This window comes from Sphingomonas sp. (genome assembly GCF_030145815.1).
In the GTDB taxonomy this organism is placed as follows: Bacteria; Pseudomonadota; Alphaproteobacteria; order Sphingomonadales; family Sphingomonadaceae; genus Sphingomonas.
Genome location: NZ_JAIXHL010000006.1, coordinates 45,707 through 58,705, shown reverse-complemented (window position 1 = coordinate 58,705; position 12,999 = coordinate 45,707). Strand labels below are relative to the sequence as shown.

Genomic DNA, 12,999 nt, shown 5'->3' with positions numbered 1-12,999 from the left:
CGCGTGGACTCCTTCACTGGGCGAGGAACACCGGATAGGGGCTGTGATGCAGCAGATCGCGCGTGACCCCGCCGAACAGCGTTTCGATCAGGCGCGACTGGCCATAGCCACCCATCACGATCATCGAAGGTTCGATCTTGAGCGCCTGTGCAAGGATCTGTTGCCCGATGCGGCCCGGCTCGGCCGGCACCACCATGATCTCGGGGCGGACGCCGTGGCGCGAGAGATAGCTTGCCGCCAGCTCCGGCGGGTGCTTGAGCGATCCGCGATCGATGCTGAGGATGCGCACCTCCCGCGCCAACCCGAGCAAGGGGACCGCGGCGCGGAGCGCGGCGTCGGCCTCGTCGGAGCCGTCCCAGGCAACCAGCGCGGTCCCGTTCATCGCAACCCCGCGCGTGGCGCGGGGGACCGCGAGGACCGGTCGGTTGAGGCGAAGCATCGACGCGACGACCCCGTCCATTTCGCCGCCGGGGAAACCGTCGAACACGGTATTGATGACGACGAGGTCGGTGAGCGCGGTGTGCGAAGCGAGGCAGGATGCGACATCGCCCATGCATTCGGCCAATGTCCAGGGCGCATCCTCCATCGTCAGGCGGGCCTTGACCCGCTCGCGGTTCGCGTCCTGCACGTCGAGCTCTTCGGCAATGTGCGCCGCCAGCGTGCCCGGGCCGATCATCGGATCCTCGGCAATCGGCGGCATCGCGGTGACGTCAATCGCGATCAGGTGGCCGTGGAGCGCGCGGACCAGATCCAGCGCGGCCTGAAGCCGCGATTCCTGTCCGGCATCGGCGTGGATCAGCACGGCAACATTTTTCACGGCTCGTCTCCCAATTTATCGGGGAGAGCGTAAGCAGCGGCGGACCTGCTCAATATGAGGAGTGATACGTAGTCCGGTTCAGACTGCGGCGCTGAACTGGCCGCGGCTGACCACGCGATACCGGTCGAATGCGGCGGCGGCGATCCGGGCATAAGGCGCGCCCGCCGCGGTCACGCCGATCGACCAGCCGTCCCGCCCGATCACCCCCTGCCCGGCCAATTCGTCCAGCAGCGCGGCATCGTGGCAGAGCTGCTCGGCGGTCATGCCATGTGCCGCGGCGATCGCGGCAACGTCGACATGGCCATCGCACAACAACCGCTCGATCACGTCGCCCGCCGCGACATCATGGGCAGCACGCCGCACGCCGCGGACGCCGGCCAGCTCACCGCCCAGGACAGCCATGCGATAGCGTCCGACATGCTTTTCATTCTGCACGATCACACCGCCGAACTGGCTGATCGCGGACGCGCCGAGACCGATCAGGGTGGGCGCGCGGTCATCGGTGAAGCCCTGAAAATTGCGGCGTAGCGCCCCGGCCTGTACAGCGACCGCGAGGCTGTCGTCGGGCCGCGCGAAATGGTCGAAACCGATCGCGTCATAGCCTGCTTCGATCCACAGATCATGCGCGAGCGCGCGCTGCCAGAAGCGCGCCTCTGCTCCCGGCAGTTTTGACGCATCGATCTGGCGCTGCCGCGGGAGCATCGCGGGGAGATGGGCATAGCCGAACATCGCGACTCGATCGGGCGCGAGCCGCCGCGCCGCCGCCACCGTCGCGGCGATGTCGTCGAGCGTCTGGCCGGGCAGGCCATACATCAGGTCCAGGTTGATCTGTCCGATCCCGGCGTTGCGTGCCTCGGCGATGGCAGACGCTACCTTGGCAAATGGCTGGATGCGCCCGATTGCCGCCTGCACCAGCGGCGCAAAACTCTGCGCACCGACGCTGATCCGTCCGATCCCCGACCGCGCGAACGCATAGGCATGCGCTCGACCGAAAAAGCGCGGGTCGATCTCAGCTGCCCATTGCGCATCGGGCGCGATGTCGAACCGCTGACGCAGCGTGCCGCAGATCTCGGCAAAGGCTTCCGGGGAGAGCGCGTTGGGGCTGCCCCCACCGAAATGCACCGCGGTCACCTGCCCGCGCATCCGCGCCGACACGGTGGCGATCTCCGCCTCGATCGCAGCGCGATACACGTCCAACCGCTGCGGTCGCCCGACCGCCCCCGTATTGCACCCGCAATACCAGCAGATCTGCTCGCAATAGGGGATGTGGAGGTAGAGCGAGACCGGCGCGCCCGGTGCGATGGCGTCGAGCGCGGCGGCCTGATCCTCCGCCCCCACCATCGGCCCGAACTCGGCGGCGGTGGGGTAGCTGGTGTAGCGGGGCACCGCTCGGGCGGCGAGCACGGGGAGGTAGCGGTGGGTCACCGACCGTCAGCCCTCGACCGTTTGGTCTTCAGACGGTGGCGAATGGAACTCGTGCCAGATGCCGTTGAGCACGGCGACGGCGACGGCCAGCGTGACGCCGAGGATCCAGGCGAAATACCACATGGCGGCTTCCTTTCGATCAATAGTAATCGGGGTTGGTGCGGACCTGCTCGACCGTCACCCGACCGAACAGCACGCGATAGACCCATGCGGTGTAGAGCAGCACGATCGGCAGGAAGACGAGCGTGACGCCCAGCATGATGAACAGCGTGGTGTGGCTCGACGATGCGTTCCACACCGTCAGGCTCGACGCCGGATCGATCGCACTCGGCAGGATGAACGGGAACATCGACAGGCCGACCGTCCCGATGATGCCGATATTGGCGAGCGAGGAGCCGGTGAATACCAGCACGTCGCGGCGCGCACGGATCCCGGCCAGCGCCAGCAGCGGCCCGACCAAACCGATCACCGGCGCAGCGATCATCCACGGATAGGCGGCATAATTGTCGAGCCAGGCGCCCGGTGCCGCGACCGCCCCGGCAAGCCGGGGGTTTGACGGGCCGGCGGTGTCGATCACGCCCTCGACCCGGAAGCCAAGCCCGCCCCAGGCGACATAGAGTCCGCCAGCAACGAACAGGACGACTGCGGCAATCGCGGCAAACTGACCGATGGTCCGCGCCCGGTCCAGCACCGGCCCCTGCTCCGCCTTCAGCGACAGCCAGCCTGCGCCATGCAGCACCAGCATCGCGACCGAGAGCAACCCGGCGAGCAGGCTGAACGGGGTGAACAGACCGAGCAGCGTCCCGTCATAGAAGGAGCGCAGATCGCTATCGAGGCGGAAGGGCAGGCCCAGCAGGACGTTGCCGACCGCGACGCCGAACACGAGCGCCGGCACGAACCCGCCGACGAACAGCGCCCAGTCCCAGCGCGCGCGCCACTTCGGGTCGGGCCGCTTCGAGCGATATTTGAACCCGACCGGCCGCAGGATCAGCGCGGCGAGGACCAGGAACATCGCAAGGTAGAAACCGGAGAAGCTAACCGCATAGACGAAGGGCCAAGCGGCAAAGATCGCACCGCCGCCGAGGATGAACCACACCTGGTTCCCCTCCCAGGTCGCACCCACGGTGTTGATCACCATGCGGCGCTCTTCATCGGTCTTTGCAACCCAGGGCAGCAGCGAGGCGACACCGAGATCGAACCCGTCGGTCAGGGCAAATCCGATCAGCAGCACGCCCATCAGCAGCCACCAGATGACGCGGAGCGTCTCGTAATCGAGCGGTAGGGTCATGATTGGTCTCCTTGTCCCGCGCGGCTCATTCGGCCGCGACGGTCTGGAAGGGATTGGGCGCGCCAGCGGGGGCGACGTCGTCGGTGACGGGGGTGCCGGTCTCCGGCCCATGCTTGATCGCCGCGAGCATCAGCCGCACCTCGATCACCGCGAGCACGCCGTAGATGAGGGTGAAGCCGATGATCGTCGCCCACACCTGTCCAACGGTAAGGCTGGAGGCGCCGAGGAAGGTCGGCAGCACGCCTTCGACCGCCCAGGGCTGGCGTCCGATCTCCGCGATCAGCCAGCCGGCCTGGATCGCAACCCATGGCAGCGGGATGACCCACAAAGCCGTGCGCAGGAACCATTTGCGGTCGAACTTGCGGGTGTTGGCATAGTAAAGCGCAACCCCGAAAAAGGCGATGAAGAAGAAGCCGAGCCCCGCCATCCCGCGGAACAGCCAGAACAGCACCGGCACGTTGGGCACGGTCGACCACGCCGCCTTGTCGATCGCCGCTGCATCGGCCTGACGCGGATCGGCGACATAGCGCTTGAGCAGCATCGCATAGCCCAGATCGGCCTTGTTCCGCTCGAACTGCTCGCGCGCGGCGAGGTTGGTGCGGTCGATCTTGAGTTTCTCCACCGCATCATAGGCGTCGATGCCGCGGATGATGCGGATACGGGCCTGTTCGACCAGCCGCGTGATACCGGCGACCTCGCCGGTCAGGCTGCGGGTGGAGATAAGGCCGAGAACATAAGGGATCTTGACCTCAAACCTGGTCTCACGCCCTTCGTTCGACGGAATGCCGAAGATCGACAGGCCGGCCGGCGCAGGTTCGGTGTGCCAGGCGCCTTCGATCGCGGCGAGCTTCATCTTCTGGTTGTCGGTGAGGGCATAGCCGCTCTCGTCACCCAGCACGACGACCGACAGCGAGGAGGCAAGGCCGAACGCTGCGGCGACCGCGAAGCTGCGCTTGGCGAACTCCAAGTGGCGACCCTTGAGCAGATACCAGCAGGAAATGCCGAGCACGAAGACCGAGGCAAGGACATAGCCAGCGCTGACAGTATGGACGAACTTCGCCTGCGCGACGGGGTTGAACACCACCGCCATGAAGTCAACCACCTCCATCCGCATCGTTTCGGGGTTGAAGCGCGATCCAACCGGGTTCTGCATCCAGCCATTGGCGACCAGGATCCACACCGCCGACAAATTGGTGCCGAGCGCGACCATGAAGGTCGTCAGCAGATGCTGCCGCTTGGTCAATTTGTCCCAGCCGAACACCATCAGGCCGACGAACGTCGCCTCCAGGAAGAAGGCCATCAGCCCTTCGATCGCGAGCGGCGCGCCAAATATGTCGCCGACATAGTGCGAATAATAGGCCCAGTTGGTGCCGAATTCGAACTCCATCGTGATGCCGGTGGCGACACCGAGCACGAAGTTGATTCCGAACACCTTGCCCCAGAACCGCGTGATGTCGCGCCAGATCGGCCGGTCGGTGATCACATACACCGTCTCCATGATCACGAGCATGAAGGCGAGGCCGAGCGTCAGCGGCACGAACAGGAAGTGATACATTGCCGTGAGCGCGAACTGGAGCCGCGACAATTCGACAACTGCCATGTCTATCGTCATTGTTTCCCCCATTTCCGGGACTTGTGCCGCGCCGCAGTAAGAAGTGCGCTGGCGTGCCGACATCGGGAATAGTACGGACTCGACCCGGCCCACAATTGGACAGAAGGTCCACCCATGCGGAAGAACAGTCGCGCCGGAGCGTTCTGGCTCCTCGACATCGGCGGCGCGGCGATCTTCGCCTGGGGATTGGCGACGGCGGTTGCGGCGTTGATCGAGGGATCGACGCCGCTCACTGGCGTTCTTGCGATGCTGGTCGGCGGCGTGATCCGTGCGCTGTCCGGCTTTGCCGCACAGGCGCTCGCGATCCGTGAGGCGCAGAACAGTGTCGCGCCATTACGCGTGCGATTGCAGCGGCGGCTGCTCGGCGAGGCGCTTCCTCGTGCGATCCCAATCGGAGAAAGCGCGGCGATCGCGATCGACCATGTCGATCGGATCGAGGCCCATGCCGCGCGTTTCCTGCCGGTCCGTCACGCGGCAGCCATCGGCCCGTTGCTCGTCGCGGGCTGTGTTGCGGTGGCCAGCCCGATCGCTGCCGCCATTTTGATCGGCACGCTGATCCCGTTCGTCCTCGGCATGATCCTGGCCGGCACCATGGCGCGCCGTGCCGCCGACGCGCAACTGCGCGCACTGGAGCAGCTGTCCGACCTTTTCGTCGAGCGGCTGCGCAGCCTGGCGATGATCCGTCATTTCGGTGCCGGTGAGCGGATCACGCGCCAGATCGGCGCCGCGACCCAAGGCGTAGCGACCCGCACGCTGGCGGTGCTGCGGATCGCCTTTCTCTCCAGCGGAGTGCTGGAATTCTTCGCGGCGCTGTCGGTCGCGTTGGTGGCGGTCTATTGTGGGTTCAGCCTGCTCGGCATCCTCCCCTTCCCCGTTCCGGAGACACTGACCTTCCGCGAGGCGCTGTTCGCGTTGGCGCTGGCGCCCGAATTCTATCTTCCGATGCGTCGTCTCGCTGCCGCCTACCACGAAAAGCAGTTGGGCGAGGCTGCGCGGGCGGTGGTCGAGCCCCTGGACCGCCCCTTGCCCGCTTCTCCGGCTGCAGCGCCGTTCGGTGGCCTGGAGGCACAGGACGTGACGATTGCATGGCCGGGCGCACGGATCGGTCCGGTGTCCTTCAGCCTCGGGCGAACCGGGATGGTCGCGCTGACAGGGCCGACCGGCAGCGGCAAGACCAGCCTGCTCGCCGTTTGCGCCGGGCAGGTTGCCCCGTCCGACGGCGCTGTCACCCCGCTCAGGTCCGAGGACATCGCTTGGGCAGCGCAGCGACCATTGGTGGTGCCGGGGACGTTGCGCGACAATCTCGCGCTCGCTCGACCCGATGCTGGGGATGACGAGATTTGCGCGGTGTGCAGCCGCGTCGGCCTCGATCCCTTGCTTGCCGCGCGCGGGGGCCTCGATCTTCCGCTCGATCACCGCGCGGCGGGTATGTCCGGAGGTGAGTTGCGACGACTTGGCCTGGCGCGGGCGCTGCTGTCGGGGCGTCCGCTCCTGCTGTGCGATGAGCCGACCGCTGATTTGGACGCGGCGAGCGCCGAACAGATCGGAGCGCTGCTGGCCGAGCTGGCGACCACGCACGCGATCATTGTAGCCACGCACGACATGGCGCTTGCCGTCCGTGCGCAGGCGGAGGTGCGGCTGTGAGCAAGCTGGATCGGGTCGCAGCGCAACTGGGGGTTGGCCGCCGTGTTGGGCTTGGCTGGGCGCTCCTCCTGGCGGGCATCGCTGCGGCAGCGTCGGTTGCTCTGCTCGGCATATCGGGCTGGTTCTTGACCGGCGCGGCGATTGCTGGGGCCGGCGGCGCGGCGGCGGTCACCGCGTTCAACTATCTGTTGCCCAGCGCGGCGATCCGCGCGCTGGCGATTGCGCGCACCGCCGCCCGCTATGGCGAGCGGCTGACCAGCCATGGCGCGGCGCTGACCGCGATGGCAGGACTACGCGCGCGGTTGTTCGGCACGCTCGCCGCCGCCGATCCACGTAAGGTGCCCGATCTTGCCAGTGGTGAAGCCAGCGCGCGGCTGATCGACGATATCGAAGCGATCGAGGATCTGGTGGTGCGCCGCTCTGCCCTACCCGGCGCACTGGTCGGCGGGGTGATCGCGACCGGCTGTATCGCGCTGTCGGGATGGCGCGCGGCGGCGGCGTTCGTGCTGCTCGCAACTGTTGGTATGATCGTCGGGGCGGCGCTGGCGCGGCGGTTGAGCGTGGGGCCGGCCAGCGCGGCCGCACAGGCACGGGGCCGCGTGCGCGACCGCTATGTCGAACTGGCCGCCGCGCGACCCGAGATCATCGCTTATGGCCTGGCCCACCGGGTCGAGGCGGCGCTGGCGGATGATCTGGCGGCGCTCGACCGGGCCCGGCGCGGGCTGGCGCGGGGCGAGGCGGCGCTGAACGGCGGCGTCGCGCTGTGGAGCACGGTGCTGTCGGTGGTCGTGCTGTTGCTCGCGGAGCACGGACCGGCGCTCGCCGCCCTGGCCACGCTGGCGGCATTTTCGGGGAGCGAGGCGCTGGCGGTGCGGGTGCGCAGCGCCCTGCGTGAGGCAGTGGTGGCCGAGGGGCTGGAGCGTGTCGCCGCCCTCGCAGACATTGCGTCGGAGCCGCCGCCGCAACCCGGCGCTGCCGCCCTCCCGCTGCGTATCGGATCGGTCGAGGTCGCACCCGGCGAACGGATTGCGATCACGGGTCCCTCGGGAAGCGGCAAGACGACGCTGATCGAGACGCTAGCCGGGCTGCGTTCCGCGTCCCTCCCGCTCGCAGTCGGTGGCGCTTCGGTAGCGGAGATAGCGGCTGCGGACCTCGCGTCCCAATTCGCGCTCGCCCCGCAATCCCCGCAGCTGGTCGCCGGAACCATCGGCGACAATCTCCGCCTTGCCCGCCCGGGTATCGACGATGCCGCGATGTGGGGAGCGCTCGAAACGGTGTGCCTGGCCGACCGCGTACGCGCCATGCCGGACGGGCTAAACACTCCGATCGGCGAAGCGGGCGGAACCCTGTCCGGCGGCGAGCAGAAGCGCCTGTCGCTCGCCCGCGCGCTGCTGGCGCAGCGGCCGTGGCTGGTCGCGGACGAGCCTAGCGAGGGTCTCGACCCGGCGACCGAGGCGGATTTGGTCACACGGCTCGATGCGTGGTTGGATACGACCGGGACAGGCTTGATCCTGGTGTCGCACCGCCCCGCCCCGCGCGCGTTGTGCCCGCAGACACTGGCGTTGCCGTTAAGCTAGAGCGGATTGATAGAGCCGCCCGTCGGCTTTCCAATCCATTGCTGCCGATCAGCGACGGACTTGCTGATAGCTTATTTTAACGCCCGCCACCGCATGATCTTGTTCGAAGATGCGCGAGTTGGACGCGTAGCGAATTAATAGGTGGTCAGGCGCTAGCCATTTCATTTCTGCCCACGGGCCACCCCAAGCCCCGACGGTTGCGGCCCCATGATCGTCATCGGCCCGAAACGTGTTACCACCGCCGGAGAGCTGCTCCCCCTTCTCAATAATAGAGATTTGCGTGGAGAAGCCCGTAGTAGCACCGCAATCGCGGTTGAAGATTACCGCACTACGCGTCCCCGTTGGGTCGTCGGCACGGGTAATCACGCTGTTTGTGCAGTTGTCCGAGCAAGCGCCCAGAGCGCACAATCCGACTATGGGGACGATCAGCCTTCGCACACGGTCTGTGTGTAGCTTACCGGATGAGACGGTCAATGACAGTTTCCCACCCAATTCAAGCTGACCTGTCACCACGCCGCAAGCGGTCGCCCACGCCCTTACCGCCCCTTCACTCCGCCGCCTTCACCTCGCCTGCGCCCTCCGGTTCCACGCTCGCCGCATGGCTGGCGAGCAGTTCGACCGGGGGCACGCTCTCGATTTCGCGCGCGCCGGTTTCGATATTGAGCTCCTTGAGCTTGCGCGCCGACACTAGGGCGCGGCTTTCGAGCGAGCTGGCGAAGGCGTTGAAATTCTTGACCGCCGTGTTGAGCCCGCTGCCAACCGTGCGCAGGTCGCCCAGAGCCTTGGCCAGCCGGTCATACAGCTCCTTGCCCAGCGCGCCGATCTGCCGCGCTTCTTTGGCCAACATCTCCTGCCGCCACACCGCCGCAACCGTGCGCGCGATCGCGATCAGATTAGTCGGTGTCGCCAGCAACACGCGCTTTTCGAACGCGAAGTCCCACAAGGTCGGATCATGCTCCAGCGCCGCCGACAGGAAGTGCTCGCCCGGCACGAACATGATCACATAATCGGGCGCGTCGTCGAACTGCGTCCAATAGGCCTTGTTGCCGAGCGCGTTGACATGCGCCTTCATTGCAGCGGCGTGCTGGCCGAGGCCGGTCTGGCGCTCCTGCTCGTCCACCGCGCCGAATGCGTCCTGATAGGCGTTGAGCGACACCTTGGCGTCGATCACCAGCGCCTTGCCGCCGGGAACGCGCACGATCGCATCGGGGCGCAGCCGCCCGCCTTCCTCGTGCGCGACACTGACTTCGGTCATGAAGTCGGTGTGTTCGGACAGGCCGCAGGTTTCGAGCACGTTGCGCAGCTGCTGCTCGCCCCAGCGGCCGCGCGACTTGGGGGCGTTGCGCAGCGAATTGACCAGCTTGGCGGCCTCCTGGCTCACCCGCTCCTGCCCGATCCGCATCTGTTCGATCTGGCCCTTGAGCTCGCCGAACGCATCGCGCCGCTCGGCCTCGACCTTGGCGACGCCTTCCTCATAGCGCTGCAGCCGCTCGGTCACCGGCTGGAGGAGCGCCTTCAAATTCTGGCCCGCGACGCTTTCGGACTCCTTGAAGCGGTCTTCGGCACGCTTGAGGAACGCGGCCTGGGTTTCGGCGAGCATCGTGCCCGCGACCTCGCGGAACTGGCCGGTCAGGCGCTCCTCAAGTCCCTCGGCCTTGACGCGAAGCTCCGCCAGCTCGATCCGCGCGGCATCGCGCTGGTCGCGGATCGCGGACAGTTGTTCGCGCAGTTCGGGGAGTTCGCGCGCGCGCTCTTCAGCGGCGGCAAGGTCGGTGATTGCGGCCTTGAAGTCCGCTTCCCGCCGATCGCGATCGGCACGCAGGGCGGCATTCGCACGGCTTCCCGCAAACCAGCCGAGCAAGGCCCCGACCACCAGCGTCACCACCACAGCCACCAGCATTTCGATCGACACGCCACTTCCCTTCTGCTCCGTCGGAGACGGAACATAGACCGAACGCGTGCCGCGTTACAGGGTTAATCGCAGGGCGAAGATCAGAAGGCGTGGGAGAGACGGTCGAGCATCGTGCGCGCCGGGCTGACCGGCACCGCGACGTCGTCGTCCTGCATGGCGTCCAGCCGGGCAATGCGGCGGTGCAGGTCGATGCTGGCGGCGATCAGGTGCTGCGCGCCCACCGGCATCGCATCGAGCGCGGCGGCATCGGTCACGGGAGCCTCGCCCAGCCGCCGCGAGGGGTGACGGGCCTCGCCCAGACCGATCTCCCCCGCCGCGACCGCACGCTGGGTCAGTAGCCAGGCGATGCTGTGCATGAGCCGCGTCGTGACCTTGAGCGATTCGCACGAGAAGATCACCCGGTCCATCGCGCCGAGCATGTCGCGCTGTTCGCGCCCCACCACGTCGAAATAGGCGCGCGCCTCGTCGGCGAGCAGCATCGACTCGGTGTAGAGCGAGTCGATCAGCGCGCGCTGAACGCGCATGGTTTCCACTTCCCCGGTCATGGCCATGAACGCTGACAGAAAGAGTTCGTTAACGAAACAGAATTTTACGGGGCCCGGCTGTCCCAAAGCGGCGCGGATATCGCGCGGGCACCGGGGCCGGATCAGGCGATGATGTCCGGGATCAGCTGATCCTCCAGCATCGCGATTTCGTCGCGCAGCAACAATTTGCGCTTCTTCAGCCGGGCGATCTGGAGCTGATCGGGCATGGTCGTGGCACCGAGCGCTTCGATGGCAGCGTCAAGATCGCGATGATCGACGCGAAGCAGCTCCAACCGCCGCAGAATCTCGCTTTCGTCCATCACCAATCCACCCCCGGACTCAACCCGTCGCACGTCGCCGTTGCCCTGTCGAACGGTAGTTATGCAAGGGGCGACATGGGCCGCGAATCGTGATTTACTTCGTTTCCCCCAACCAGAGCAGGAGGATTGCTTCCATGCAAAACGCGCATCTCTCGGCACTTGCGGCCAAGCATGCATCACTCGACCGGCGGATCATCGCCGAGTCGCAGCGGCCAGCACCCGATCAGATGATCCTCGCCGACCTGAAGCGTCGCAAGCTGAAGCTCAAGGAAGAAATCGCGCTGAGCTGACGCGCTACCCCGGGTTGCCCCGCTGATGCGGGGCGGCCCCTCGGCGCCGGAGCGATCGAGGTCAAGCGCAACGCCGCACTGGTCTGCGGCTCAACCCCGAAAAATATGCGGCTTCGCGAAGTGCGGCGTGCTGCTGCCATGGCCGACCGGCTTGCGCGCCAGCAGCGGATCGATCGGGCGGTCGAACGCGATGCCGATCCGGCCTTCCGCGCTCCAGGCGACATGACCGCGGATCCAGCCGACCCCACGCACATTGATCTCAACCGGCATGCCCGAATCGACCCGGTCGGCATATTCCGCCATCAAACCGCCGGCCGAGATGTTGCGGACGCGGACCGACACTTCGACCCCATCGATGCGCAACGTCGCCGCGAGAAACAGGCTGTCGCGCGCGGCATTGCGCTGACTCGCCGGATCGTCGCTGAAGCGTCCGCTGAAGGGATCGGAAGAGAACTGGTCCATCTGCCGCTCGTGCTCACGTGTTACGCGCGCAGTTTAGAGCAGCAATGGTTATCGAAACCGTTAATTCGGCGCCGACAAAGCCAGTTTCACTCTTCGCGGGAGACCTTTTCGTTCCGCTCGTGGCGCTCCTGCGCCTCGACGGTCATGGTCGCGATCGGACGGGCTTCCAGCCGGGCGAGGCTGATCGGCTCACCGGTCACCTCGCAATAGCCATATTCGCCTTCTTCGATCCGGCGCAGCGCGGCGTCGATCTTGGAGATTAGCTTACGCTGGCGATCGCGGGTGCGCAGCTCGATCGACCAGTCGGTCTCGCTCGACGCGCGATCGGTCAGGTCGGCTTCGCGCAGCGAATCGATCTGAAGCTGGTTGAGCGTCCCCGCCGCCTCGCGGTGGATCGCATCCTTCCATGCCAGGAGCTTCTCGCGAAAATATTGCTGCTGGCGCGCGTTCATGAACGGCTCGTCGGCGGTCGGACGATAGCCGTCAGGCAAATCGTTCGCGGCGACGGGTTTTTCAGGATCGTCGCGGTGATCGAAAACGGTCGCCATCCCACACTCCACAACGGGATCGGATGGCTGCGCCACTCTCAATCCCCTTATCCCCGGCGCGCCCTATATCGGGGCAGATTGGGTATCACAAGCTACCGAATCCACAGATTCGTGCGCCAAGCCGTTCTTGGCATGCGGGAAATTACATGCGGCTGAACCAAGTCGCAGTTTTATCACGCTAAACTCGCCACGCCGGTTAAGCATAGATTAACCGATCGCGCCCATTCCGTCCCCTTAAGGCACATTAACCATAGATGATCCGATGCCCCTGCAAATAATGGCACCGATCAACGCGAAACCATGGTTAATGACATTGCACTTAATACTTTGTTCTGCACTTCTAGGGCAATGACCCGCCAAACGGGTGCGTAGCGCACTCCTCGGCGGCCGGGGACAAGAGAGAAGCAGAATGTCGGTTCGGATGGCCTTGGCAAAACTGTGCGCTTGCGCATGCGGCGGTGCCGTCGTTGGCGGCGGCGCGGTGCATGTCGCCGAAACCCGTGCCGAGCGCGGCTATCAGCAGCAGCGTCAGTCGGTAAAGCAGGGCGTCGTGCAGCGCCGCGTGGTCAAGCGCCCGCTG

Annotated in this window: 13 protein-coding genes; 3 read left to right on the top strand and 10 right to left on the bottom strand. The window is 66.1% G+C overall.

The genetic code is table 11. From position 1 onward, the window contains the following. Positions 1–13: 13 nt before the first annotated feature. From KYX69_RS06875 to KYX69_RS06855, 5 genes are all read right to left on the bottom strand, one after another. Positions 14–817, bottom strand: a complete 804-nt coding sequence (locus tag KYX69_RS06875) for a universal stress protein (RefSeq protein WP_300495352.1) — start codon at positions 815–817, stop codon at positions 14–16. 78 nt (positions 818–895) lie between these two features. Then, the gene (gene hemN, locus KYX69_RS06870; RefSeq protein WP_300495350.1) at positions 896–2,242 is read right to left on the bottom strand and encodes an oxygen-independent coproporphyrinogen III oxidase; all 1,347 of its coding nucleotides are present in this window, start codon (positions 2,240–2,242) and stop codon (positions 896–898) included. A gap of 6 nt (positions 2,243–2,248) precedes the next feature. Next, the gene (cydX, locus tag KYX69_RS06865) at positions 2,249–2,365 is read right to left on the bottom strand and encodes a cytochrome bd-I oxidase subunit CydX (RefSeq protein WP_294016637.1); all 117 of its coding nucleotides are present in this window, start codon (positions 2,363–2,365) and stop codon (positions 2,249–2,251) included. 16 nt (positions 2,366–2,381) lie between these two features. After that, entirely contained in the window at positions 2,382–3,530 is a 1,149-nt protein-coding gene (gene cydB, locus KYX69_RS06860) for a cytochrome d ubiquinol oxidase subunit II (protein WP_300495346.1), read from the bottom strand. 25 nt (positions 3,531–3,555) lie between these two features. Continuing rightward, on the bottom strand, positions 3,556–5,136 hold the full coding sequence (locus KYX69_RS06855; protein ID WP_300495676.1) for a cytochrome ubiquinol oxidase subunit I: 1,581 nt from the start codon (positions 5,134–5,136) through the stop codon (positions 3,556–3,558). 120 nt (positions 5,137–5,256) lie between these two features. On the opposite strand from KYX69_RS06855, the gene KYX69_RS06850 reads away from it, so the two are divergent. Both KYX69_RS06850 and KYX69_RS06845 read left to right on the top strand, forming a co-directional pair. Then, positions 5,257–6,786 (top strand): ABC transporter ATP-binding protein/permease, encoded by a 1,530-nt coding sequence (locus KYX69_RS06850; RefSeq protein ID WP_300495343.1) that lies wholly within the window; start codon positions 5,257–5,259, stop codon positions 6,784–6,786. Then, positions 6,783–8,363 carry an ATP-binding cassette domain-containing protein gene (locus KYX69_RS06845; protein WP_300495341.1) on the top strand — a complete coding sequence of 527 codons (1,581 nt, stop codon included), beginning with the start codon at positions 6,783–6,785 and terminating at the stop codon, positions 8,361–8,363. The genes KYX69_RS06850 and KYX69_RS06845 overlap by 4 nt, the downstream gene beginning before the upstream one ends. 547 nt (positions 8,364–8,910) lie before the next feature. On the opposite strand, the gene KYX69_RS06840 is transcribed toward KYX69_RS06845, so the two are convergent. The 3 genes from KYX69_RS06840 to KYX69_RS06830 all read right to left on the bottom strand — a co-directional run bounded on the left by KYX69_RS06840 (position 8,911) and on the right by KYX69_RS06830 (position 11,119). Beyond that, the gene (locus KYX69_RS06840; RefSeq protein WP_300495673.1) at positions 8,911–10,263 is read right to left on the bottom strand and encodes a DNA recombination protein RmuC; all 1,353 of its coding nucleotides are present in this window, start codon (positions 10,261–10,263) and stop codon (positions 8,911–8,913) included. Positions 10,264–10,355: 92 nt separating this feature from the next. Then, entirely contained in the window at positions 10,356–10,820 is a 465-nt protein-coding gene (locus KYX69_RS06835; protein ID WP_300495670.1) for a DUF1465 family protein, read from the bottom strand. 101 nt (positions 10,821–10,921) lie between these two features. Then, the gene (locus KYX69_RS06830) at positions 10,922–11,119 is read right to left on the bottom strand and encodes a DUF465 domain-containing protein (protein WP_300495668.1); all 198 of its coding nucleotides are present in this window, start codon (positions 11,117–11,119) and stop codon (positions 10,922–10,924) included. Between the two features lie 134 nt (positions 11,120–11,253). Between KYX69_RS06830 and KYX69_RS06825 the strand changes: the two genes are divergently transcribed. Beyond that, positions 11,254–11,409 (top strand): YdcH family protein, encoded by a 156-nt coding sequence (locus KYX69_RS06825; protein WP_082737788.1) that lies wholly within the window; start codon positions 11,254–11,256, stop codon positions 11,407–11,409. 90 nt (positions 11,410–11,499) lie between these two features. Here KYX69_RS06825 and KYX69_RS06820 read toward each other — a convergent pair whose 3' ends face one another. Next, positions 11,500–11,871 (bottom strand): PilZ domain-containing protein, encoded by a 372-nt coding sequence (locus KYX69_RS06820; protein ID WP_300495340.1) that lies wholly within the window; start codon positions 11,869–11,871, stop codon positions 11,500–11,502. Between the two features lie 86 nt (positions 11,872–11,957). Further along, positions 11,958–12,419 carry an RNA polymerase-binding protein DksA gene (gene dksA, locus KYX69_RS06815; RefSeq protein ID WP_294016626.1) on the bottom strand — a complete coding sequence of 154 codons (462 nt, stop codon included), beginning with the start codon at positions 12,417–12,419 and terminating at the stop codon, positions 11,958–11,960. Positions 12,420–12,999: the final 580 nt, after the last annotated feature.

What these genes read in the sequence shown, in the direction of transcription:
- cydX (WP_294016637.1), bottom strand. Translation starts at nt 2,365, where the DNA reads ATGTGGTATTTCGCCTGGATCCTCGGCGTCACGCTGGCCGTCGCCGTC.
- cydB (WP_300495346.1), bottom strand. Translation starts at nt 3,530, where the DNA reads ATGACCCTACCGCTCGATTACGAGACGCTCCGCGTCATCTGGTGGCTG.
- KYX69_RS06850 (WP_300495343.1), top strand. Translation starts at nt 5,257, where the DNA reads ATGCGGAAGAACAGTCGCGCCGGAGCGTTCTGGCTCCTCGACATCGGC.
- KYX69_RS06840 (WP_300495673.1), bottom strand. Translation starts at nt 10,263, where the DNA reads ATGCTGGTGGCTGTGGTGGTGACGCTGGTGGTCGGGGCCTTGCTCGGC.
- KYX69_RS06835 (WP_300495670.1), bottom strand. Translation starts at nt 10,820, where the DNA reads ATGACCGGGGAAGTGGAAACCATGCGCGTTCAGCGCGCGCTGATCGAC.
- KYX69_RS06830 (WP_300495668.1), bottom strand. Translation starts at nt 11,119, where the DNA reads ATGGACGAAAGCGAGATTCTGCGGCGGTTGGAGCTGCTTCGCGTCGAT.
- KYX69_RS06825 (WP_082737788.1), top strand. Translation starts at nt 11,254, where the DNA reads ATGCAAAACGCGCATCTCTCGGCACTTGCGGCCAAGCATGCATCACTC.
- KYX69_RS06820 (WP_300495340.1), bottom strand. Translation starts at nt 11,871, where the DNA reads ATGGACCAGTTCTCTTCCGATCCCTTCAGCGGACGCTTCAGCGACGAT.
- dksA (WP_294016626.1), bottom strand. Translation starts at nt 12,419, where the DNA reads ATGGCGACCGTTTTCGATCACCGCGACGATCCTGAAAAACCCGTCGCC.